Origin of the sequence: Psychrobacter sp. 1044, assembly GCF_904846525.1 — a bacterium.
GTDB lineage: Bacteria > Pseudomonadota > Gammaproteobacteria > Pseudomonadales > Moraxellaceae > Psychrobacter.
In genome coordinates this window covers 1-23,244 of the sequence record NZ_CAJHAZ010000004.1, presented here as the reverse complement: position 1 = coordinate 23,244, position 23,244 = coordinate 1, and the positions used below count along the sequence as shown (strand labels likewise).

Genomic DNA, 23,244 nt, shown 5'->3' with positions numbered 1-23,244 from the left:
ATCACGTGAATCACGCCATAAGGAGAGTAAGCGATGCCGTCTTTTGCTGCGCAGCAATGCTTATTTCGTGCTTATGATATTCGTGGTTCACGCCAGCATTTTACCACTGACTTTATTCAAGCATTGGGCAAGGCATTTGCTCAGCTTTATAGTGTCGCAGATTGCAACTCAACCGCAGCTCCTGTCAAAGCCTCCCTGCCAAAACCAAGTATCGACCGTAAAAGAACCGTCATTGTGCTTGGTTATGATGTGCGTCTCGGTAGTGATATTATCGCTCAGAGATTGGCTGATATACTGACTGAATATGGCCTACAGGTTATCCAGCTGGGGTTAATCACTACCCCCATGATGGTTTTTTGGGCAGAGCAATACTCGGGTCATGGCATTATCGTCACCGCCAGTCATTCTGCTAAAGATATTTTAGGTATCAAATGGCTGGTCAATCATCAATCTCCGAGTCATGAAGAGATTCAGTTGCTTTGGCAAAAAACACGGGCTAACTATGCCTGTCACCTCAATCACGCTCAAGCACAGATTGATGCTCAAAATACGCTGAAAAATACAATTGCTAGATCTATTTGTAATCAACCTTTCAATTTATCTGATGCACAAGTCGCGACGACTTATATTGAGGCTATCGCTCAAGTTTTTAAGCAAATCCATCCCTGTAATAAACCACTTCTCAAAGATAACCAACAACCATCTGGCACCCTTGATGTGGTGGTGGTCATAGATTGTATGCATGGCGCGACCAGTAATATCGCCCAGCGTTTATTTGAGCATTTTTGCCAGCAGGTCATCATGATTAATGACCTCGCAGATGGCAGTTTTCCCTCTGGCAATCCTGATCCCACTGAACCCCACCGTCTCAAACAATTACAGCGAAGTGTGCGTCAACATCAAGCAGATATAGGTATCGCTTTTGATGGCGATGGCGACCGCTTAATGATCGTCGATAATAGCGGTAAAGTTGTCACGCCCGATCACTTGTTATATTTATTAGCGCAAGTGGCGCTGAACGAACACCCTGAAACGCTTTGTTCTAAAAGCCCAGGCCATTCACAACTGCCCTCTCAAATCCTTTTTGATATTAAATGCTCCCATCATCTACCGAATCTCTTGTCTGAGCTTGGCGCAACACCTGTGCTCAGTAAAACGGGCAGCAGCTTTATGCGCCGACAGATGCAGCATTCTGCTGGTCAAATTGTCTTTGCGGGTGAATTGTCAGGGCATTTCATATTTAACGATAGCCGCTTTATTATCTATGATGATGCCATGTACGCGGCCTTGCGATTGCTGCATTGGCTAGCGGCTTACGATGCTCACGGTAAAAAATCTCTGACTGATATTACAGAGCAATTGCCTGCTATGGTCAGTACAGCGGATCATTATTTGCCGATGCCTAAAACCCTTAAAAAAGACGATGCTCTCGTCGTACAGCTGACAAAATTTTGTCAGTATTTACGTCAGCTCGTGGAAGCGACTGTAGCAAAAGATTCTGGTGACCATTGGATAGCTACTAGCCAGCCATCGCTTTGCCGTTGTTCGATGAGTCGGCAATATATGACGTCCAAGCAAGCCAAATGCTTATTGCCAGTGGGGACGAAGCTGAGCTGTATTGATGGCGTGCGTTTAGATTTCGCCCATGGTTTTGGGGTGCTCCGCCAATCAAATACCAGTCACAATCTTACCGCACGCTTTGCTGGTGATAGCATAGAAGACTTACGCGACATCCAAGCAAAATTTGCCGCTTTATGTCGCCCACTTGATAAAAAACTGGCGGAACAAATTGTCGCTATTCCTGCCGAATAGTTTTGATCAAAATAGTTACCGTCAAAGTAGTTGCTGTCAAATAAAAATATGACTTTTTAATACCATAACTTAGGAGTTTATAATGACGCTTAATTTAGATGATGCCAAAAACACTGCTGAAGTATTGACCACAGCGCTGCCTTATATCCAACGCTTTGTCGATAAGCTTATCGTGGTCAAATACGGCGGCAATGCGATGACGGATCCTGCGCTTGAGAGCTCATTTGCCCGCGACATCGTTTTGTTAAAAACTGTTGGCATTCATCCTGTGGTCGTGCATGGCGGTGGTCCACAAGTGGATAATTTATTAAAAGAGTTGGGGCGTCAGTCAGACCGTATCGATGGTATGCGCGTCACCGATAAAAGCACCATGGATATCGTCGAGATGGTCTTAGGTGGTAGCGTCAACAAATCTATTGTTAGCTTAATCAACAAGCACGGTGGTCGCGCTATCGGTTTGACGGGTAAAGATGCCAATTTAATCCTAGCCAAAAAACTGATGATGGAAAAAATTGGCGCAGATGGGATTGCTGTGCCCGTCGATTTAGGGTTTGTCGGTGATGTGGTCAGTGTCAATAAAGATGTGATTAACATGCTCATTGCCTCTGACTTCATTCCCGTCATCGCGCCACTTGGGGTCGATAGCGAAGGCAATACGTACAATATCAATGCCGACTTGGTTGCAGGTAAAGTAGCGGAATTTTTACAAGCTGAGAAATTAATGCTATTGACCAATATCAAAGGTGTGCTGGGTCGTGACGGCGAAGTCGTGACTGGACTCACGCCAAAGAAAGTCGACAGCCTCATTGAAGATGGCACTATCTCAGGCGGTATGATTCCCAAAATCCAATGTGCACTTGATGCGGTACGTAGCGGCGTAAAAAGCGCGGTGATCGTCGATGGTCGCGTGCCTCATGCCACGCTGTTAGAGATTTTTACCAATGAAGGAGTTGGTACATTAATCAGTCGTGATTTAGGCTCATCATTAGCAGAGTAGCAGGAGTAAATCATGGCATTGTGGCTTTGGTGTCTACTTTTTATCTTAGAAAGCCTGTATTGCTGGTGGATTATTGGCTATGGTGGCGCAAAATGGATAGAAGGGTGGAAGTCATTTTTCCTCATTGAATGGTTTGCACTAGATTGGAATGCCGAACAAATTCGCTTTTACGTCTTGCTTATATGGCTCGCAAGTGTGATTTGGTTTCTTTTAGGTGTTATAAAGCCCGAGCTAAGAGGTTTTTAGCTCGGGCTTTATTGATGGTAGCCGTATTCTTTTACGAAAAAACTTTATCAAACTCAGCTTCATCATAACCGCATAGTAATATATTCTTATTTTTATCAGTCAGCTCACCTTCAACGATCGGACGCTTAATCATGCTGGTATTTTCTACGAGCAAATCAATGGCTTTATCCACATCTCTGTCCGCCTCTTGTTTCTGACTATCGTCTAGTTTGCGCCATGTCGTACCGCGCTTATTAAGCACTCTATCGATGCCTAATTCATCTACCCAACGCTTAACGCTATCTTTATCGATACCTTGTTTTTTATAATCATGAAATTCATAGCTAACGCCTAGATCATCAAGCTTAGCAAAGGCTTTTTTCATGGTGCTACAAGATTTGATACCGTAAATAGTGATGGTCATAAAAACTCCAAATCAATGATCATTATTCTGTTTATTATACCTAAGCCTATGGGTATTTGGTTTATGATAGCCAAAACATTAAAAACCCGCTCAAATTTTCAAATTTGTATTCTTCGTCATGCGTAAACGCCCTATCATATCGTCGCAATTTTCGCCAAATTACGCTATGCTATGGCATTGTGAAATTTCACCCAATTTATTCGTATTAATCAATCTCGAGCCAACTATGAGCAATACTGTGACATCTGACCAAGCTGAAAACAATCATTATAACCCACAAGCGATAGAAGCGGCGCAGCAAGCCAAATGGGCAACTGACAAACGCTTTGAAGTGAGCAATGAGCCAAGCGATAAGCCAAGTCGCTATATGCTGTCGATGTTCCCTTACCCAAGCGGTAAGCTGCATATGGGTCACGTGCGTAACTATACCATCTCTGATGTACTGAGCCGTTACTATCGCCTCAAGGGCTATGAAGTCATGCAGCCTATGGGCTGGGATGGTTTTGGCTTGCCAGCAGAAAACGCGGCGATTGCTAATCAGACGCCACCTGCCAAATGGACGTTTGCCAATATTGACAGCATGCGCGCGCAGCTTAAATTACTGGGTTTGTCTATTGACTGGTCACGTGAATTTGCTACTTGCAGCCCTGAGTATTATCAGTGGGAGCAATGGTTGTTTTTACAGCTATACAAAAAAGGCTTGGTCTACAAAAAGCTTTCGACCGTCAACTGGGATCCTGTTGATAATACCGTCTTAGCCAACGAGCAAGTCATCGATGGTAAAGGCTGGCGTAGTGGCGCTGCGGTCGAAAAGCGCGACATTCCGATGTATTACTTTAATATCACTGATTATGCTGACGAATTGCTCGATGATTTGGATCAGCTAGAAGGTCACTGGCCATCAGAAGTATTGACCATGCAGCGCAACTGGATTGGTCGCAGCGCAGGCATGGAAGTACACTTCCCTTATGAGCTTGCTGGCGAGACCAATACGTTAGATGTGTTCACTACTCGCCCTGATACTTTGATGGGTGTGACTTATGTGGCGGTCGCAGCCGAACATCCGCTAGCGCAGTATGCGGCTGAGCATGATGAAGCGATTGCGCAATTCTGTGCGCTTTGCAAAAAAGGCTCAGTTGCAGAAGCAGACCTAGCTAAAGCTGAAAAAATCGGTATGGCTACTGGTCTTACGGTCACGCACCCACTCACTGGCGAAGAAGTGCCAGTATGGGTTGCCAACTATGTACTCATGAGCTACGGCTCAGGCGCGGTGATGGCTGTCCCTGCTCATGATGAGCGTGATTATGAGTTTGCGATTAAATACAGCTTACCCATCAAACAAGTCATCGATATCCCTGTCGGCTATTTCGATACGTTAGAAGCAGATGCAAAGGCGAACGATACTGAGATTAATCGCGCTTATACCGAACGCAATACTTTGGTCAATTCAGGCGAATTTGACGGGCTAGACTTTGAGCAAGCATTTGAAGCGATGCTGACCAAACTAGAACCACAAGAGCTTGCTAAGAAAAAAATCCAATACCGTCTCCGTGATTGGGGGGTTTCTCGCCAGCGTTATTGGGGCTGTCCTATCCCAATGGTAAACTGTGAGCATTGCGGTACCGTACCTGTCGAAGAGCAAGATTTGCCCGTTGTCTTACCGACTGATGTCGTTCCTGATGGCCGTGGAAATCCATTAAAAAACATTCCAGAGTTTGTCAATACGACATGTCCTAAATGCGGTAATCCTGCTGAGCGCGAGACTGATACCTTTGATACCTTTGTGGAATCAAGCTGGTACTATGCACGCTTTGCAAGCCCAAATGATGCGCAAAGCATGGTCAATAAATCTGCCGCCAATAAGTGGCTGCCTGTCGATCAATACATCGGCGGTGTTGAGCACGCGGTAATGCATCTACTTTATGCACGCTTCTTCCATAAACTGATGCGTGATGAAGACTTGGTGTCAGGAAATGAGCCGTTTGCTAATTTGATGACGCAAGGCATGGTATTGGCAGGGACATTCTATCGCCTAAATGCGGATGGCAGTACCACTTACTATTTTGCAGAAGACATTGATATCGACTATGACGAACGAGGTCAGCCGATTAAAGCCATCTTAAAATCTGATGGGCAGCCTGTGACCATTGGCAAAATCGAAAAAATGTCTAAGTCAAAAAATAACGGTGTCGATCCGCAAATTACCATCGATAAATACGGCGCTGATACCGTTCGTCTCTATACGCTCTTCACCGCACCTGCGGATCAAACGCTAGAATGGTCAGATGATGCGCTCAAAGGCCCTTATAACTTCGTCAAAAAAGTATGGCGTATTGCTGCTGAACACATGCAAGCGCTTACTGCCGCGAACTTAAGCGTCGAGACGCTGAACAATGAAGCTTTGAGCACTGATGGCTTAAGAAAAGAAGCCAAAAACTTACGCCGTAAAACTCATGAAACCATTGCTAAAATTGATAGTGATTTGGGTGATCGTTTGGCATTGAACACGCCTGTATCAAGTTTGATGGAGCTTGCCAACGAGCTGACTGGCTTTAAGGCCAATAGCAAGCAAGACCTACAGGTACAGCATGAGGCATTGACGGATCTGCTGATTATGCTATCCGTATATGCGCCGCACATTGGTGAACATTTACTTGAGCAATTGGGTTTAGATACCATTACCTTGAATTATCCAGAAGTTGATAAAAGCGCTCTGGTACAAGATATGATCACGATGGTAGTACAGGTCAATGGTAAAATGCGCGGTAAAATGGATGTAGCCCCAAATAGCGATCCAGAACAGCTAAAAGCACAAGCACGTTCAATGGAAAGTGTGGCAAAATTCTTGACTGGCGACATCAAAAAAGAAATCGTCGTCCCTAATAAGCTGGTAAACATCGTGGTGGTAGGCTAGATTTTTTAGGCTCAGTACTTTTTATTAGTTTAATGAATAGTCTGAGCCTTTTTATAATATTAGGATAGCGATTATGTCGTATAAATATCGAGCAGGTCAGTCCCCCAAAGCCAGCTTAAGCAAAAAAGACGCTTTTGCTAAAAAATCAAACGGACAAAAACTGGCGGCGGCTTTTCTGACTGCCCTGCCAATGTTTACGCTACTAGGTGCAACGGCAGCTATTAGTGGCTGCGGCTTTCAATTACGTGGCTATGACGCACCAATGCTGCTTGATGTCGCCAAAACAGCCGTGATTCTCGAAGACAATCGCACCTCATTTCCGCTTAAGCTGCCATTGACAAGACGCCTAAAAACTTTAGGTGTTGATGTCATTGACAACATGACAGCAGCTGATGTTGCGAACAATAACAAACAAGCAAGTGCTGAACCCATTGCCGCTATCACCATCAATAACGTCCGTTTTAAGCGTTATGAGCTGGTCGGTGTCTTGACAGAGATCCGTTTGGTACTTTCAGCAGATGTTAGCTATCAGACGATGGAAAATGGTAAACCAATTACGCTAAGCAACCCCATCCAAGTCGAGCGTAGCTATCAATATAATGAAGCATCGGTGAGCACTGATGATCAGCAAGGCGATCAAATTCGTGACTGGCTCTATGACAGTTTGGCACGCCGAATTACTGATCAATATGTCGCCATCTCCCTACCAAAGATCAGCTCTTCTGGAGTCAGACAATCTGTGCAAAGCGGTAATGGCTCAACATCGATCGCGGTGGTGGTGCCAAACCCATAGTTTATAATGCGCAACACATTCCACGTTTATTTTCATCAATCTGTGTACTTATTACCCTATGCAAGATACCTTTATACAAGCCTACCCAAAGCTACTACAGCCTTCCGTTGCAGTCGCGGGCTTGTGGCTGGCGCATGGTGATGAGCCACTACTCAGTCAATGGCTCATCGATGCCCTGCGACCACATTGGCGCGCGCAGAATTACGCGATCAAGCGTATTGAGCTGATATCGGTCAAGAGCTGGCAAGAAGTATTGTCAGAGCTTGGTAGCCAGTCTTTATTTGATGATGCCAGTGCACTCATCGTGACGGGTAATCATAAGCCTGACAAGGCGGTCATCACTGAGCTTGAGCGCTTTGCCGTTGAAGCTCAAACAGGGACGCACAGTCATAGTTTATTATGGCTCACGCCCAAGCAAGACAAACGAGCGCAAAGCAGCAAGTGGTTTACGCCATTTGCTCAATATGGTCATGTCATTGATTGCAATTTATATAATGAGCAGCAACGACAGCAGCTATTACAAATACAGGCTCAGCAGTTTGGTTTACGGCTATCGCAAGAGGCGTGGCAGCTACTTATGTCGCATACTGAGCACCATCTGCTAAGCGCTTATCAGACCTTATGGCGGCTCTCCTACTTATTTGCGCCGCAGTTAGTCGCTAAGAATATTGAGGCTAGTCAACAGACTGAGCACTCTACACAACTTCCAAACAATGTTGCCTTAGACATTAAGGATCTACAAGCTGCGTTGGTCAGTGATGCACAGTTTAGCGTCTTTGATTTATCGGATGCCATGCTTGCCGGTAACAGCACGCAAGTCGCTAAAATCATGTTTCAGCTGAAAGCCACCGACGAGCCAACCACCTTGGTATTATGGGCGGTTAGTAAAGACATGCGGCAAATTATGCAATTGATGGATGGGCAAGACCCACAAAGCCTAGGCATTTGGCGTAGCAAACAAGGGTTGTACCAGCAAGCATGCCGTCGCCAGTCAAAAACTCAAACGGCTGAATGGCCTGCCCTGCTTTATAAATGTGACCAAGCCATCAAAGGACTCGTGCGTCAGCCAGCGTGGGAGTTATTATTGCAGGCAGCGCTTGAGTTATCAGGTAAGCGGCTGTTTGCCGTTTGATTGGTTGAAAAAATTCAATAACTTATTTAGCCAAGTTTTCTTATCCTAAGTTCTGTTATTAACTGAATAAGGAAAGTTTTTTAAAGTTTCTGTTATATCTGCTTCTTTTTTTCTACCCCATTCATGATTTAGCTGCGTTATAAGTTCAATTTGCTTATTAAAGCGTATAACTCTTTGATCTTCACTCATGACACTATTCTCTTGCTCATACTCGCCTGCTACCCTAGACGTTACCATCTCAAAAAACTCATAAATGAAATCATCTACATCTAAAAAAGATTCTCTAGATAACTCACTACCGCGCTCACATATTACATAGTGGTAATAGCCACCGCTTATCTCCAAGTGTGGCTCACCAAATCCAGAAGGCATATCTCTTAAAATAACATCATCAATATTTAGCCCTATCTTTTTACTATAATCGTTAATTATTTTTTGAATTTGCTGATGGTTTAACATTACATTCTTCCTTTGTTTATTATTTCCATAATATAGTCTGCCTTATCTCTACTGCTGAACTTCTTAACCTTTCGTAAACTAATTTCCGTTCCCTTTTGCAGGTGAAGTCTCTACTATATCTACACTTGATTTAATTGTGACTGGATTGTTGTTATGCGAAAAATAAGCAAAAAGTCTGCTATCAAATGGGGTGTCATCGCCTTAATCATCGTAGCATTAGGGGCTTTGGCCTATACTTTTTTAAAACCAGAAGAAGAAAAACCCAGTTATTTAACCGCACCTGTTGAGGTTGGTGATATCGAAAATAATGTCATGGCATCAGGTAAAGTTAAAGCACTTAATACCGTTGATGTCGGTGCACAGGTTTCTGGTGAGGTCACAAACCTCTATGTAGAAGTGGGTGACGAGGTGAAACAAGGCGATTTGATTGCACAGATTGATCAAGTGACTCAGAAGAACAGCCTGAGCAATGAACAAGCCAGTCTTGAGCAAAGCGAAGCCGCGCTACAAAGTGCGCAAGCAGAGTCGTTAAGCAAACAAGCTAGTCTAAAAAGTGCCTATGCTGATCTTGCCAGCCGTCAGTCTGAGCTTAAACAAGCACAGTCTGATTTTTCACGCCTGCAAGGACTACTCGCTATCGATGCGATATCACAACAGGATTACGATACACAGGCAACAAAAGTTCAAACAGCGCAGGCAGCGGTCGCCAATGCACGCGCTGCTATTGATACGGCACAAGCCGCCATTGCAACAGCCACTGCAAACATTAATAGCCAACAAGCAGCATTACGAAAGTCTCAAACCAATGTCGCAACGGCTCAAGAAGACCTTAGCTATACAACGATTCGCGCACCAATATCAGGTACTGTCGTCTCAGTGACCACAGAGCAAGGCACGACGGTCAATGCCAATCAAACAGCCCCGACCATCGTAACTTTAGCAGATTTGTCTACTGTTAGAATCAACGCACAAATCTCCGAAGCCGATGTTATCAATGTCAATGCTGGTATGCCCGCCTACTTTAATATCATCGGTAATCCAGACAAGCAGTATGATGCGACACTGACAGCTATTGAGCCGGCACCTGAGGAAATTAGCAAGACCAGCTCAACCGATTCTGCAATCTACTATGTTGGCTACGTAGAAGTAGCTAACCCTGAGCGATTATTTCGTATTGATATGACCGCCCAGATTTATATCATCATCGATCAAGCCAAAGAAGCGTTGCTTGTGCCATCAGCAGCCATACAAGAAAGACCCGCGAGAAATCAAACTGAAGGTCAAGCAAAAACCAGCAAGGTTGTACGCGTACTAAATGATGACGGCACAGTAGAACCTCGCACAGTAGAAGTGGGCATTGATAACCGAGTAAATGCGCAAATTTTGAGTGGTGTGAAGGAAGGTGAGCAAGTCATCATCGGCGAAGGTAGTGCCAATGCTTCAGGTAAAGGTGGTGGTCGTACTCGTATACCTGGTGGTACTCCAAGGATGTAATTAATTCTTTGACTATGTTAACGATAAAAGGGCTTGAGCAACTTAGCCCTTTTCTTACGACACTCACTATCTTTGATTAAAGACATTGCTATGACTATATCTCAATCTACTAAACAGCCGACTGACAGCACTAGCGCTTCGATAGAAACCAACTCACCGAATGATACTGCAGCTACCGCTGACAAGCCAATTATGGAGCTGTCGGGTATTATTCGAGAGTTTGCTGCCGGCGAGCAAACCATTCGCGTATTGCACGAGGTTAATTTAACGATTAATCAAGGTGAAATGGTCGCGATTATCGGGCAATCTGGCTCTGGTAAGTCTACCCTAATGAATATCTTGGGTTGCTTAGATCAGGCGACAGCAGGTGACTATAAGATTTATGGCCAATCAGCAAACAAGCTAGAGGCAGATGAATTGGCTGAGTTACGCCGAGAGCATTTTGGCTTTATCTTTCAGCGCTACCACCTGCTTGGTGACATTAGCGCTAAAGATAACGTTGCCGTCCCTGCCGTATATGCTGGTATGAACACTGAGGCACGAATCAATCGCGCAGAAAAGCTCTTGACTGATCTAGGTCTTGGTGAAAAGGTAAATAATCGTCCTAGCCAGCTCTCAGGCGGCCAACAACAGCGTGTTTCTGTTGCTCGCGCTCTGATGAATGGTGGCGATGTCATCTTAGCTGATGAGCCAACTGGCGCGCTAGATAGCAAATCTGGCGAAGATGTGATGGCGATCTTGCATGATCTAAATGCTAAAGGTCATACTATTATCATGGTCACTCATGATCCAAAACTTGCCGCCCAAGCCGAACGGGTTATTGAGTTAAAAGATGGCTACGTCATTGCTGATTATAAAACTGAGCATTATAAACCGACAACTCAACACCCAGAATCTATCCTTGGTGGACATCGTAAAAGTGCCTTTGGCAGTTTTGTGGATCGTTTGCTCGAAGCTTTTAAAATGTCCTTACTTGCCATGCGTGCACACAAGATGCGCACCTTGCTGACTATGTTAGGTATTATCATCGGTATCGCTGCGGTTGTGTCTATCGTTGGTCTTGGTCAAGGCTCTCAGCAGCAAATTCTCGCAAATATTAGCTCGCTAGGAACCAATACTATAACAGTGAATGACGGCTACCCTAGAGGCGACCCGCGACGTAAATATAATGACGACAACCTCACACCAGAAGATGCAGAAGCGGTCAGCAGTCAACCGTATGTTATCAATGTGAGCCCTCAAGTCAATACCAGCTCTAGTGTACGCTATCGCAGCGTGCAGGAAGACTCGACCATCAATGGTGTTGGTGAGTATTATCTAGAGGTCACTGGTGAGACGCTGGCATTAGGTCAAGGTTTCGATTCGCAAAGTATCGACCTTCGCAGTCAAGATATTATTATCGATGACAATGCCAAGAGTGCTTTTTTTGCAGATATAGATAACCCTATCGGCGAAGTCATACTCATCGGTAGTGTGCCTGGACGCGTGGTTGGCGTCCTTGAGGCAAGCGACGGTGGCTTTGGACCAAGTAGCACGACACCTGTCATATATATGCCTTATACCACTGTGATGTCACGTATAACTGGTAGTGCAAATATTGATAGTTTTATAGCACTGTTAGATGATAGTGTCTCATCTAGTGTAGCTGAGTCAGCTATTTCCGACATAATAGAAGGTCGCCATGGTAAAGATGATTTTAATATTATTAACTCAGACTCTATTCGTCAGACCATTGAATCAACTACAGGTACTATGACACTGCTCATCTCATCGGTTGCTGTCATCTCATTGATCGTTGGTGGTATTGGTGTGATGAATATTATGCTAGTATCGGTCACGGAACGTACTAATGAAATTGGTGTACGTATGGCTGTTGGGGCTCGTCAAAACGATATCATGCAGCAGTTTTTGATAGAAGCCGTACTCGTCTGTATTTTGGGCGGCTTATTAGGTATTGGAGTAGCGTTTGCTATCGGTGAAATCATTAATAATTTTTCTGGTGATAGCTTTAAAGTGATTTACTCACCAACTTCTATCATTGCTGCTTTTATTTGTTCAACCTTGATTGGCGTTGTCTTCGGCTTTTTACCAGCACGTAACGCCGCCAAGTTAGATCCTGTTGAAGCACTTTCTAGAGATTAACCGCTATTTGCCAAATATCAGACAGTCGAATACGGCATTTCCTTTAAATTCACTGATAAACGTCAATAAAATGCATATTTTTTACTTTAATTACACTTTTTTTATATTACGGGGTTGTAATTGTGCTGATAGTGTATATAATGTGCTCTCACGTTTAGGGATAGAAATTCTTTAAACGTTGAAACAAACTTAATGCCTCTTTTAATGTTAATTGACCTAATATTAAAAATTAAGTTTAAAGACATTTTTTAGATGTCTAGTTTTAATAAGTTTGCCTTTAAGGAAATTTATCTTGCAGAGTTAAAAAAGCCATGCTTTTTTTATACACTCTTCAGGGCCGATAGCTCAGTTGGTAGAGCAGTTGACTTTTAATCAATTGGTCCCGCGTTCGAGTCGCGGTCGGCCCACCATATTTAGTATTATGCTTGTTATGTACATTGCCCTATCAGGTATTGGCATAATAAGTAACAAAGTTTAAGAAGCTTTCTTTTAGAAAACTTCACCGAATTTACGAAGCTGTAAATTCACTTGCAGAGTTAAAAAAGCCATGCTTTTTTTATACACTCTTCAGGGCCGATAGCTCAGTTGGTAGAGCAGTTGACTTTTAATCAATTGGTCCCGCGTTCGAGTCGCGGTCGGCCCACCATATTTAGAAAACCCAGTCATTATATTAATAGTGACTGGGCTTTTTTTTGTTTAAAATTTCACTTTATTTTTTACGGTTTCGTTTAAAAATAGTGAAATCAGCGTCTTTTCGCCACAGTAGCTTATGCTTAATCGTGTCTTTGATCGTCCGTGGATGCTTGGGTGCTTGCGTAATCAGCATATCAAACGTTTCTGCATCTATTGCCAGCTCACGCCCATGTGCCATCATAACCATAGAAGGTTTTAACGCCTTTATTCTTTGTAGTGACTGAATATAGACTTTAGGATCATAAATAGGAAAAGGCGCCACAAACTTATGACGCAGTTTGATAATGAGGTCGGCCGTATAGACTTGCCGACTTGGTACATGAAATAGAGACAAGTCACGATCTGTATGTCCGGGTGTTTCCAGCACTTGCCATTCATCAAATTTCGGCACACTATCCCCATCTTTAACGGTCATATCAGGTGTAAGATGAGCGGGATAATACAGGTTTTTAAGGGAGCGACCTTGACGCCTTGCCACATAATGCGCAAGATTTATGTCCACAAAATGCATGGCATGCCCACCGATACCGCGATACCATTGACGCTTTTTTTCTGCCGAAACAATGATACAGCCCGTCTCTTTTCTAAATTGATGAGCGCCGCCTGCATGATCAGGATGCATATGGGTCACCACGACGACTTTTAGATCGCTGATTGGTCGCTGTAACGTCGTTCTAATATACTCTAATACCATCGCTACATCAGGGCGGCAACCACCGTCCAGCAGCATAATTTTATCTGGATATACCGCAAGATAAGTACTTTGGATATATCCTTCTAAACGTACAATTTCACATAAACTCATTTGCATTCCCTGCTACATGATTGCTCACTGTTATAGTATCCCTACTATAGGAGACGCTTTTAACACGCCTTAATAGGATTTAGTATAACGCCCACCATTCAACTTGTAATGACTTTGAGTGAACGCTTGTGACTATAAATTGCTTTTTTATAAAACTTACAATAAAAAAACCCAGCGCTAAGGCTGAGTTCTTTATTAGAGGTCTAAAAAAACTACGCCAAATCACGAACCTTTGGCTCACGTTCCCACAGACGAGATTTAGCATTCTCAATAAAAGTATCCAAATCAGCCAGTGGCGTCACGAAGCTGTCTTTTTCGATAGGTAATTTACTCAAGATAAATTCGTCAGTCGCCCCGCAATAAGCAATCGCTTTACAATGACCATACGCATCGTTGAACCAATCTAATGCTGAGCTGTCTTTTGCTAGCTTTTTAGCTTGGTCTGGCATAATGATACTAACAACAGCGTCAAACATCACTGATGGACCGCCAGCGAGACGCTCATCTGCTTGTATGCGAGTGTCGTCATCTAAGACAACTTCTTTATTGGGCGCAACGATTTTCACGCTAGCACCCTGCACTTTTGCCGCCTCTTCGAACTTTTTGATTTCACTATGCTTAGAGCCTTCAGCGACCAAGATACCAATCAAACGGCCTTTTAAACTCTTAGGCGTTAGACCAATCGTTTGTACTGCTTTCGATGTCGCCATATCCTGTACAGGAGCAGCGGCATCCGCAGGCTCTGGCAATTCCATACCTAGCGCAGTTGCCACACGATTGGCCAAGTCTTCATCGATATGAATCAAATGACTCAATGTGCGAGCACGGACATGTGCGGTATCGACTTTACCGAGCTCAAATGCATAAGCCGTGGCAATATGCGCTTGCTCAGTAGCAGTCTGGCTACGATAGAACATACGCGGCTGACTATAATGATCAGCAAAGCTCTCATCACGCACGCGACCTTTTACGCCATCATCTAATTGCTCATGGAACGAATTAAAACCGCGCTTGGCACTTTCGCGAGGTCTAGTAGGATCTAAGCTCTGCGGCTCATAGAGCACACGAGTTTTAGGTACTTGCATCTGCATATGGCCATCTTGCTGATTGTTCGCAAACGGGCATTTTGGCGCATTGATAGGCAGCTGCGAAAAGTTTGGCGACCCTAGACGTGATAACTGCGTGTCTAGATAGCTGAACAAGCGACCTTGTAACAACGGATCATTACTGAAATCGATACCAGGTGGCAAATGCGACGGACAGAAGGCCACTTGCTCAGTCTCAGCAAAGAAGTTATCAGGATAGCGGTTAAGTACCATCTTACCCACGACTTTTACAGGTACTAGCTCTTCTGGAATAAGTTTGGTCGCATCGAGATGGTCAAACGGGAATGCATTGGCTTCTTCTTCGGTGAATAACTGTACGCCAAACTCCCATTCAGGGTAGTCACCATTATTGATTGACTCAAACAAGTCGCGGCGATGGTAGTCAGGATCAGCGCCCGAGATTTTCACAGCTTCATCCCATGTGGTCGATTGTACACCGAGTACAGGTTTCCAATGGAAACGGACAAAGGTACTCTTGCCTTCTTTGTTGATTAAACGATAGCTGTGAATACCAAAGCCTTCCATCATACGTAAACTGCGTGGTAGTGCACGATCACTCATCAACCAAATTAAATTATGCATGGTCTCGGGACTTAATGACACAAAGTCCCAAAAGGTATCGTGCGCCGAAGCGGCTTGCGGAAAGCCACGATCAGGCTCTGGTTTGACCGCATGAATGAGGTCTGGAAACTTCATCGCATCTTGAATAAAGAAAATCGGCATGTTGTTACCAACGATGTCCCAATTGCCTTCTTCGGTATAAATCTTTACGGCAAAACCACGCACATCACGTGGCGTATCTTTTGAGCCTTTATTACCAGTAACCGTAGAAAAACGGGTAAATAAAGGCGTCTGCTTATCCGTCTCGGTCAAAATTTTCGCCGTGGTATATTCTTCTAATGATTCTGTCAGCTCAAAATAACCGTGTGCAGCACTACCACGCGCATGGACGATACGCTCAGGAATACGCTCATGGTCAAAATGATGAATTTTTTCCCGTAATACAAAGTCCTCTAATAAGGTTGGCCCACGTGCGCCTGCTTTTAGAGAATTTTGATTGTCAGAGATGACGACACCTTGTTGGGTCGTTAGCACTTTAGTGTCATCCCCTGCGCGCTGGTGAGTCTCACCGCCATTGCCACGTTCCGTATTCATATCTTTAGCGGGGTCAGTATGATCAATATTATTTTTCATTATGCATCCTAGCTAGTAAGTAAAAGTAAGCTCTATTTCTTTAGAACCTTTGTATAGAGCTACCTTTAATGTTAGCCAAAAAATATGACTAATTCATGGCACTCCTTGTTGATATTTGGTTAAAGTTTGAAGCCGTGATAAAGCCGTAATTTCAGCGTATTTAAAGAGAGCTTTAACGTTGACGATAGATTCTTGTCATGTAGTGATTTTTTAAGGTATGCTCTTAGGAAGCATTAAAACAGTTGATAAATAAAATGGGCATGGTTTTAGCCAACTATTTATCTTTTTTATACAATTATAAGGCGACCTACCATGTTATCAACTTTAAAGACTACGTCCAAAAAACCTTATCACTCATTGCTAATGGGTGCGTCAATCGGACTAATGGCACTCACTTTTAGCCAAACAGCTGCCGCTATTACGACCAAAAATATTACCTATACCGTGGATGATCAAGCATACGAAGGCTATTACGCCAAAGCCGACAAAGCGAATGCGCCTTTTATCCTACTCATTCATGATTGGGATGGATTGACAGACTATGAGCGCAAACGTGCTGACATGTTAGCAGGCGAGGGCTACAACGTATTGGCAGCAGACATGTTCGGGCAAGGCGTTCGCCCTACTTCTATTGAAGAAAACAAACGCTTAACTGGCGAGTTATACGATGATCGCAATAAAATGCGCCGCATACTTCAAGGTGCGTTGAATGCTGGAAGACTACAAGGTAATGATGTGCGTAAAGGCACTACTATGGGATATTGTTTTGGCGGTACCGTTGCTCTGGAGCTGGCGCGCTCAGGATTTGAGCAAAAAGCGTTTGTACCCTTCCATGGTGCCTTTGATATTCCAACAGGTCAAAGTTATGACAAGACAACTGGAGAAATCTTAGTATTCCATGGCTCTGCTGATGAATCTGTCTCTCTAGAGAGCTTCGCCAATTTGGGTAAGACATTAGAAGCCGCCAACGTACCGCATGAGATGGTGACATATAGTGGTGCACCACATGCCTTTAGCGTGTTCGGCAGTGATAGATATGATGCACGTGCCGATGAGCGCTCGTGGAAACGCTATTTGGATTTTTTAGCAAATGAATATAAATAACTTTAATTCATATCCTATAAGAACAGCGACCCTTAATTATTAACCAGCCTATCTCATTGATAAATGAGTCGATTAAAAGCCAAGGAAGCCAATTATGTTATTGAAAAACGACGTATTGCGTGCGCGTGTTAGATTGTTAGGCGCATTTTTAGGTGAGGCCATTTCTCGCCAATCTGGGGAGGACACCCTACGTACTATCGAAACATTACGCAAAGGCTTTATTCAGGAGCGCCGTGAGTATAATCCAGCACACAAACAGCAGCTGATCGATCTTATTGCCTCATTAGACAATCAAACCTTAAAAAACGTCATTCGCGCATTCTCTATTTACTTTTTCCTCGCCAATTTAACGGAAGAAAACTATCTGCGTGAGCAACGCCGTACTATGCGTGCTCAGTCCAATCAAAGCTGGGAAGGATCCTTTCGCCGCACCTTGTTAGAATGCCGTGAGCGGCAAATCGAACCTGCGCAAATCAAAGAGCTTATTGATCACCTTAAATTTATTCCTGTTTTTACGGCTCATCCTACCGAAGCCCGTAGACGCACCACCATGAATATTTTGCAGACCCTCTATGAGCATACCGATGCCATGAGCGACTATCCCGAAGGTAGCCTAGCCTTTATGCAAGCTAAGCAAAAGACGGCTGAAACCATTGATTTGCTATGGTCATCAGACGAAGTTCGCAGCCGAAAACCTTTGGTTTATGATGAAATAAACAACGGCTTACACTATTTTGATGCCAGCTTATTCACTGCCATTCCCAAAGTATATCGTAATATAAAAGACGCTATCGTCGATATCTATCCTGAGTTAATCGACTACCCTTTACCCGCCTTTGTCAGTTTTGGCTCTTGGATTGGCGGCGATAGAGATGGCAATCCATTCGTCACCCACGAAACCACTGAAATGGCGGTATTGATGCATGCCAATACCGTGCTACGCCATTACCAAGTATTAGTCAGAAAATTGCGTCGTGAGCTGATTCATAGCGATACTATCGTCGATATCGCGCCAGAGATTTATACCCGTATCAAAGACTACAGCACACTCGATCAAAAAGTCTTTTGCTACAATCCTGATGATTACAATAATGAGCCGTACCGAAGACTGCTATCCATTATTCTGGCTAAAATAAAAGCGACCAACCAGCATATCCAAAGCCAAGGCACAGATGGCGAGGCTGCACAAGATGCTTACTCAACACCGACGGCCTTGCTAGATGATTTACGACTCATTCGCAAAAGTGTCAATACTCATGACAAAGCACATGGCGAAGGCTTACTGCTTGATACCATTCGCCTAGTCAAAACCTGCGGCTTTCATTTGGCTGCGCTGGATATTCGTCAAGATTCAGGCTATCACGGCGAAGTTATTGCAGATATTTTTGCTAGCGCCTCGAATCTGCCCGACTATCACACCCTCAGCGAAACAGAGCGCCAACAATGGCTAACGCGTTTGCTAGAAAAGCCCGGTGCACCGCTGATTTATACCGACAATTTAAGCGCGCAAACACATGAACAGCTTGCTCTGATGAATTCTGTCGCTAAACTGCGCAAACTGGTCGGCGACGATACTTTTGGTAGCTATGTAATTTCGATGACCAACAACGCCAGTCAGCTATTAGAGGTGCTGCTACTGATGCGTTTTGCAGGCTTATCGGGTATTGATAAGAATGGGCATTTATTTTCTGCCCTACCGGTTGCGCCACTGTTTGAAACCATCGAAGATTTAAAAAATATCGATAAGATTATGCCAATGGTGTTGGACAATCCGCTGTATCGGGAGCTACTTGAGCACTCAGGAAACATTCAAGAGATTATGCTTGGCTACTCAGACTCTTCTAAAGACGGCGGCATTATTACCTCCGCTTGGCAGTTATATAGTGCCCAGCAAACCATCACCGATATCGCCAATCAATATGGTATCACCACCCGCCTGTTCCATGGTCGTGGTGGTTCCGTCAGTCGTGGTGGTGGCTCAACCCATCAAGCCATCGCTGCTCAGCCTGCTGGCACTTTACATGGACAGATCAAATTCACCGAACAAGGCGAAGTACTTTACGCCAAGTATGCCAATCCAGATACTGCCGTATTTGAATTAACCATGGGAATCACGGGGGCGCTAAAAGCCAGCTCGTCACGATTTGTCGAACAACCCAAACAGCTAGATAGCTATGAAGCGTTGTTTGCTGATTTGGCAGATGCAGGCGAACAGCAATATCGAGAGCTGACGGATAATACAGAGGGCTTCTATCAGTTTTATTCTGAGGCCACACCAGTACAAGAGATTTCATTGCTCAATATTGGCTCGCGTCCTGCTCACCGTAAAAAAGGACTGCCGAGCAAATCGACGATTCGGGCGATACCGTGGGTATTTGGCTGGTCATTGGCGCGCTTTACCCTTCCCGCTTGGTATGGCGTGGGCAGTGCTTTAGATAGCGTCAAAAAAGACGAAGCGTTAATGAAAGAGATGAATAAAAACTGGCCATTTTTCAATGTCTTTATCAGTAATATCGAAATGGCTTTTACAAAATCCGAGATGAATATCGCCCGTGCATACAGTCAACTGTGTAAAGACGAAAGCTTGCGTGAGCAAGTCATGCAGGCAGTGATTGATGAGCATGAACTGACGCACGCAGGTCTCAATTCCTTGCTAGCACAAGCGTCTTTACTCTCAAACCAACAAGACTTAGCTCATTCATTGGAATGGCGTAACGCCTATTTAGACCCTATTAACTATATTCAGATTGAGCTACTCAAACGTATGCGCCAATCTGATAACACTGGCAATGACAATCTGGAAAATAATGATAGACTTGCTGTCGAAGATGCATTAATTCGTAGTATCAATGCTTTGGCAGCAGGGCTACGCAATACGGGTTAGTATTTATAAATAGGTTGGTCTTTACGCATTCGAACTTACATAAAGCTGAGTTAACTCATGGTGTTATCACAGTGAATTAACTCAGTTTTTTACGTTAATAGAGTTTTTCGAATACTAATATTTGATTGTTAGATGGCATCTCATAACGCTTACTTAACATTAAATGATGTGCATTTGCCAAATCTATAACATCTTCTAAATGACGGATGCCACTGTTAGCATCGCGCTGGCGCAAGCTATGGTCAAACTGACGATTGCTTGCGCTGCTATAACTGCCATTTTCGTTAAATGGGCCATAAACGATGAATTTACCATTTAAAGGTAGCATATCACCGACCAATTGGAATAATTTAGCTACTAAAGTCCACGACATAATATGCAAGCTATTGGCGGTAAATACTGCATCATAAGGCGCATCGGCAACCTCATTGACTGGCACTGAATCACGCGATACATCAAAAGTAAGCGGTGCATATAAATTAGGGGCAGGATAATCAGCATGCCAAGCATTGATGGTGGCGTGATTGACAAACATATCACTAGTCTGCCATGTTAAATGAGTCAATCTTGGTGCGAAATACACACTATGCTGACCCGTACCCGACCCAACCTCTAACACATGAATAGAATCTTGCAACTCTTGCTGTAAAACTTCTAAAATCGGCTGTTTATTATTTTCACACGCTTGAGAAAATGCTATGCCAGCAGGAGCAATCGATTGGCTATTATCTAAATCATCATTCAACACTGCTAATATCCTTATATATCTTCATTACTGTAGCTTTGATATTAATAATGGCGACAAGCAAAGCGTCGAAAAAACTAATAAATACCCGCTTCTACCCCAGCTGCCAGTGTCATCGCAAGCTCTTCGACTTGCTCAGTAAAATTTTCGTGCCAATCACCTTGCAAAATCAGCGCCTCTTGAATCCATGACCAGCGCAATCCAGTAGTAATCGTCTTGATAGCAAGCTTAGTACCCGTACCATCATGTCCTGCACGAATGTATAGTGCAAATGGCATGCCTTGCTTCTCTTCTAGCACAGGATAATAACAACGATCAAAAAAGTCTTTGGTCAGCCCTGCCATATATGCTAGATTTTCAGTCGTTCCTAATAATAGTGCGTCAGCTGCCAATACATCTTCAGGCTGGGTATCTTGCGGTGACTTCAATATGACATTAATGTCTAACTCAGGATGATTGGCACCATAATAAGCCGCTTGCGCCAACTTCTTAGTATTAGGTGATGGCGCATGCGCAACAATAAGTAAGGTTTTGCTAGCCATCTCAACCATCCTTATAAAGGTCACTGGTTTTTGGAATTAACAATTCTTGGAATCAGTAGTTCTTAGAATTAAAAGCTCTTAGAATTAATGGCTTCTGGAATGAATAGTCACTTTTTGAATGATATCAGGATGGATACTTTTCGCAACTGGACAAGTAAGCGCGGTGTTATAGAATATCTTTTGCGTTTTATCATCTAATGGTTGATTAAAAGTAATAACAACATGTACTTCACTGACTCGTCTTGGATCAGCAGCCATTATTTTGGTCACTTCAGCTGTAGTGCCTGAAATATCGATATCCATATCACGAGCTTTGATACCGATAATCGTCAACATACAACTGGCTAAGCTAGTTGCCAATAAATCAGTCGGTGAAAACGCTTCGCCCTTGCCCTGATTATCAACTGGCGCATCGGTAATGATTTCATTGTTTGATTGCAAGTGTATGGCAGTGGTACGCAAATCGCCTTGATAGGTGACTTTTGATGTTGTCATATTCTTCCTTTATATAAAATAATTATAGTTAAAAAATTCTTAATAAGAATATTATATTTTGCTTTTCTTATTAGAACTTCAATTAATTTCATACTTTATTTTTTATAAATCACTTTTCCAACTAACTTTATTAAGCTTTATAGGTAAAGCTTCTACAATAGTTCTTATAGCTTGTATAGGTTCAATCTCTTTCCATACGTATGATTTTAATAATTTAGGAACCTCTCCATAACTACCTTTATCATCAGGAATAAGTAGGGTTATAATAACAAACTTGTCGCCTTTCTCTCTTTTTTCAGCAATTGCATAATCTATCTCTGAAGCGAGATAACCTTCGTCTTTGAAGTTTGGAGTTATAAAAAAGACTGCAGCACAAGAGTTTTCAAACCCACTGCGTATAGAACGTTCTAAATTTGCACCAGCCTTCATCTTATCCTCGTCTAACCATGGACTATACCCAATAGATGATAATGTTAAAGCTATTTCTCTAACTAGAGATTTATCGTTTGATTTATGACTTAAAAATACTTCTGTATTGTTTTCCATTTCCTTTTTTTCCTCATAATTTTTAATTTCTTTGTCTAGAATGGATTGAGCTATTTTATAAGTAATGTCAATCTTGATTCGTTCTTCTACACTATCTTTAGGTGCTTGAAAAACAGAAGGAAACATAATTAAAATTGGATCTAACATTGAATAATTTTTTGATAGAAAATCATACAAATTATCAGCATTTAAAACTAAAGAGTCTATAATTATACTTGGATGATCCTTGATGAAGAGCTCTTCATCTATGCTAAGAAAATCCTCCCATTCATAAGTTTGAAATAATGGTAAATGTCTATATGCGTTGGATGAAAAAGCTAATAAGGATATTTTCTTTCCTTTAACTAATACTATATCTCTATTTGGAATAGGTATTACGTTATGAGCTAAAATAGGGTTTGTAGAGAGTAGGTTATCAAGGTTAAAAGCAATATCAGCTATCAAATCAGAATAAGGCAAAAAGATGCCATTACCAAAATGTTTAGCTCTAGTATAATCAGTCCAAGACATCACTACTCCTAGTTTTTAATTTAAGATAGAAATCTCGTACCATAATATATCTTTATTGAAGATATGCAAAAAATATCTGGAAATTTAGATTAGCACACTAACCGCAGCCAAAAGAAAACCCCCTTCTGCTTATGCAGAAGGGGGTTACTTTAGAATAGAGAGCTGACGATGACCTACTCTCACATGGACGAATCCACACTACCATTGGCGCAATGATGTTTCACTTCT

Annotated in this window: 18 protein-coding genes and 2 tRNA genes; 12 read left to right on the top strand and 8 right to left on the bottom strand. The window is 43.0% G+C overall.

The window, feature by feature from the left end; genetic code table 11:
- Window positions 1-33: 33 nt before the first annotated feature.
- The 3 genes from JMX82_RS03630 (at window position 34) to JMX82_RS03620 (ending at window position 3,055) form a co-directional block, all read left to right on the top strand.
- The gene (locus JMX82_RS03630) at window positions 34-1,812 is read left to right on the top strand and encodes a phosphomannomutase/phosphoglucomutase (protein WP_201539518.1); all 1,779 of its coding nucleotides are present in this window, start codon (window positions 34-36) and stop codon (window positions 1,810-1,812) included.
- An 82-nt stretch (window positions 1,813-1,894) separates the two neighbouring features.
- Window positions 1,895-2,809, top strand: a complete 915-nt coding sequence (gene argB, locus JMX82_RS03625; protein WP_055124537.1) for an acetylglutamate kinase — start codon at window positions 1,895-1,897, stop codon at window positions 2,807-2,809.
- Between the two features lie 12 nt (window positions 2,810-2,821).
- The gene (locus JMX82_RS03620) at window positions 2,822-3,055 is read left to right on the top strand and encodes a hypothetical protein (RefSeq protein WP_193007142.1); all 234 of its coding nucleotides are present in this window, start codon (window positions 2,822-2,824) and stop codon (window positions 3,053-3,055) included.
- A gap of 31 nt (window positions 3,056-3,086) precedes the next feature.
- On the opposite strand, the gene JMX82_RS03615 is transcribed toward JMX82_RS03620, so the two are convergent.
- Window positions 3,087-3,458 carry a Spx/MgsR family RNA polymerase-binding regulatory protein gene (locus tag JMX82_RS03615; protein WP_201539517.1) on the bottom strand — a complete coding sequence of 124 codons (372 nt, stop codon included), beginning with the start codon at window positions 3,456-3,458 and terminating at the stop codon, window positions 3,087-3,089.
- Between the two features lie 226 nt (window positions 3,459-3,684).
- Between JMX82_RS03615 and leuS the strand changes: the two genes are divergently transcribed.
- From leuS to holA, 3 genes are all read left to right on the top strand, one after another.
- The gene (gene leuS, locus JMX82_RS03610) at window positions 3,685-6,372 is read left to right on the top strand and encodes a leucine--tRNA ligase (protein WP_201539516.1); all 2,688 of its coding nucleotides are present in this window, start codon (window positions 3,685-3,687) and stop codon (window positions 6,370-6,372) included.
- 73 nt (window positions 6,373-6,445) lie between these two features.
- On the top strand, window positions 6,446-7,165 hold the full coding sequence (locus tag JMX82_RS03605) for a hypothetical protein (protein WP_227676280.1): 720 nt from the start codon (window positions 6,446-6,448) through the stop codon (window positions 7,163-7,165).
- A 58-nt stretch (window positions 7,166-7,223) separates the two neighbouring features.
- The gene (gene holA, locus JMX82_RS03600; RefSeq protein ID WP_201539515.1) at window positions 7,224-8,297 is read left to right on the top strand and encodes a DNA polymerase III subunit delta; all 1,074 of its coding nucleotides are present in this window, start codon (window positions 7,224-7,226) and stop codon (window positions 8,295-8,297) included.
- 45 nt (window positions 8,298-8,342) lie between these two features.
- On the opposite strand, the gene JMX82_RS03595 is transcribed toward holA, so the two are convergent.
- Window positions 8,343-8,756, bottom strand: a complete 414-nt coding sequence (locus JMX82_RS03595; protein ID WP_201539514.1) for an Imm63 family immunity protein — start codon at window positions 8,754-8,756, stop codon at window positions 8,343-8,345.
- A 153-nt stretch (window positions 8,757-8,909) separates the two neighbouring features.
- On the opposite strand from JMX82_RS03595, the gene JMX82_RS03590 reads away from it, so the two are divergent.
- The 4 genes from JMX82_RS03590 to JMX82_RS03575 all read left to right on the top strand — a co-directional run bounded on the left by JMX82_RS03590 (window position 8,910) and on the right by JMX82_RS03575 (window position 13,038).
- Window positions 8,910-10,250, top strand: a complete 1,341-nt coding sequence (locus tag JMX82_RS03590) for an efflux RND transporter periplasmic adaptor subunit (protein WP_201539513.1) — start codon at window positions 8,910-8,912, stop codon at window positions 10,248-10,250.
- A 192-nt stretch (window positions 10,251-10,442) separates the two neighbouring features.
- Window positions 10,443-12,392 carry a MacB family efflux pump subunit gene (locus JMX82_RS03585; RefSeq protein WP_227676310.1) on the top strand — a complete coding sequence of 650 codons (1,950 nt, stop codon included), beginning with the start codon at window positions 10,443-10,445 and terminating at the stop codon, window positions 12,390-12,392.
- A gap of 334 nt (window positions 12,393-12,726) precedes the next feature.
- Window positions 12,727-12,802: transfer RNA gene (locus JMX82_RS03580), tRNA-Lys, on the top strand.
- A gap of 160 nt (window positions 12,803-12,962) precedes the next feature.
- Window positions 12,963-13,038 (top strand) — tRNA-Lys (locus JMX82_RS03575).
- A gap of 63 nt (window positions 13,039-13,101) precedes the next feature.
- Here JMX82_RS03575 and JMX82_RS03570 read toward each other — a convergent pair.
- Window positions 13,102-13,890, bottom strand: coding sequence for an MBL fold metallo-hydrolase (locus tag JMX82_RS03570; protein ID WP_201539511.1), 789 nt, complete (start codon window positions 13,888-13,890; stop codon window positions 13,102-13,104).
- Between the two features lie 212 nt (window positions 13,891-14,102).
- Entirely contained in the window at window positions 14,103-16,190 is a 2,088-nt protein-coding gene (locus JMX82_RS03565) for a catalase (protein WP_201539510.1), read from the bottom strand.
- A gap of 312 nt (window positions 16,191-16,502) precedes the next feature.
- Between JMX82_RS03565 and JMX82_RS03560 the strand changes: the two genes are divergently transcribed.
- Complete coding sequence (locus tag JMX82_RS03560) at window positions 16,503-17,294, top strand: dienelactone hydrolase family protein (RefSeq protein ID WP_201539509.1); 792 nt, start codon at window positions 16,503-16,505, stop codon at window positions 17,292-17,294.
- Between the two features lie 94 nt (window positions 17,295-17,388).
- Window positions 17,389-20,178: a phosphoenolpyruvate carboxylase gene (ppc, locus tag JMX82_RS03555; protein WP_201539508.1), complete on the top strand. Its 2,790-nt coding sequence runs from the start codon at window positions 17,389-17,391 to the stop codon at window positions 20,176-20,178.
- A 94-nt stretch (window positions 20,179-20,272) separates the two neighbouring features.
- On the opposite strand, the gene JMX82_RS03550 is transcribed toward ppc, so the two are convergent.
- From JMX82_RS03550 to JMX82_RS03535, 4 genes are all read right to left on the bottom strand, one after another.
- Window positions 20,273-20,926: a DUF938 domain-containing protein gene (locus tag JMX82_RS03550; protein WP_201539507.1), complete on the bottom strand. Its 654-nt coding sequence runs from the start codon at window positions 20,924-20,926 to the stop codon at window positions 20,273-20,275.
- 74 nt (window positions 20,927-21,000) lie between these two features.
- Window positions 21,001-21,465 (bottom strand): flavodoxin family protein, encoded by a 465-nt coding sequence (locus JMX82_RS03545; protein ID WP_201539506.1) that lies wholly within the window; start codon window positions 21,463-21,465, stop codon window positions 21,001-21,003.
- Window positions 21,466-21,549: 84 nt separating this feature from the next.
- The gene (locus tag JMX82_RS03540; RefSeq protein WP_201539505.1) at window positions 21,550-21,960 is read right to left on the bottom strand and encodes an OsmC family protein; all 411 of its coding nucleotides are present in this window, start codon (window positions 21,958-21,960) and stop codon (window positions 21,550-21,552) included.
- Window positions 21,961-22,062: 102 nt separating this feature from the next.
- Entirely contained in the window at window positions 22,063-23,016 is a 954-nt protein-coding gene (locus JMX82_RS03535) for a toll/interleukin-1 receptor domain-containing protein (RefSeq protein ID WP_201539504.1), read from the bottom strand.
- Between the last annotated feature and the right edge of the window lie 228 nt (window positions 23,017-23,244).

What these genes read in the sequence shown, in the direction of transcription:
- JMX82_RS03630 (WP_201539518.1), top strand. Translation starts at nt 34, where the DNA reads ATGCCGTCTTTTGCTGCGCAGCAATGCTTATTTCGTGCTTATGATATT.
- argB (WP_055124537.1), top strand. Translation starts at nt 1,895, where the DNA reads ATGACGCTTAATTTAGATGATGCCAAAAACACTGCTGAAGTATTGACC.
- JMX82_RS03620 (WP_193007142.1), top strand. Translation starts at nt 2,822, where the DNA reads ATGGCATTGTGGCTTTGGTGTCTACTTTTTATCTTAGAAAGCCTGTAT.
- JMX82_RS03615 (WP_201539517.1), bottom strand. Translation starts at nt 3,458, where the DNA reads ATGACCATCACTATTTACGGTATCAAATCTTGTAGCACCATGAAAAAA.
- leuS (WP_201539516.1), top strand. Translation starts at nt 3,685, where the DNA reads ATGAGCAATACTGTGACATCTGACCAAGCTGAAAACAATCATTATAAC.
- JMX82_RS03605 (WP_227676280.1), top strand. Translation starts at nt 6,446, where the DNA reads ATGTCGTATAAATATCGAGCAGGTCAGTCCCCCAAAGCCAGCTTAAGC.
- holA (WP_201539515.1), top strand. Translation starts at nt 7,224, where the DNA reads ATGCAAGATACCTTTATACAAGCCTACCCAAAGCTACTACAGCCTTCC.
- JMX82_RS03595 (WP_201539514.1), bottom strand. Translation starts at nt 8,756, where the DNA reads ATGTTAAACCATCAGCAAATTCAAAAAATAATTAACGATTATAGTAAA.
- JMX82_RS03590 (WP_201539513.1), top strand. Translation starts at nt 8,910, where the DNA reads ATGCGAAAAATAAGCAAAAAGTCTGCTATCAAATGGGGTGTCATCGCC.
- JMX82_RS03585 (WP_227676310.1), top strand. Translation starts at nt 10,443, where the DNA reads ATGGAGCTGTCGGGTATTATTCGAGAGTTTGCTGCCGGCGAGCAAACC.
- JMX82_RS03570 (WP_201539511.1), bottom strand. Translation starts at nt 13,890, where the DNA reads ATGAGTTTATGTGAAATTGTACGTTTAGAAGGATATATCCAAAGTACT.
- JMX82_RS03565 (WP_201539510.1), bottom strand. Translation starts at nt 16,190, where the DNA reads ATGAAAAATAATATTGATCATACTGACCCCGCTAAAGATATGAATACG.
- JMX82_RS03560 (WP_201539509.1), top strand. Translation starts at nt 16,503, where the DNA reads ATGTTATCAACTTTAAAGACTACGTCCAAAAAACCTTATCACTCATTG.
- ppc (WP_201539508.1), top strand. Translation starts at nt 17,389, where the DNA reads ATGTTATTGAAAAACGACGTATTGCGTGCGCGTGTTAGATTGTTAGGC.
- JMX82_RS03545 (WP_201539506.1), bottom strand. Translation starts at nt 21,465, where the DNA reads ATGGCTAGCAAAACCTTACTTATTGTTGCGCATGCGCCATCACCTAAT.
- JMX82_RS03540 (WP_201539505.1), bottom strand. Translation starts at nt 21,960, where the DNA reads ATGACAACATCAAAAGTCACCTATCAAGGCGATTTGCGTACCACTGCC.
- JMX82_RS03535 (WP_201539504.1), bottom strand. Translation starts at nt 23,016, where the DNA reads ATGTCTTGGACTGATTATACTAGAGCTAAACATTTTGGTAATGGCATC.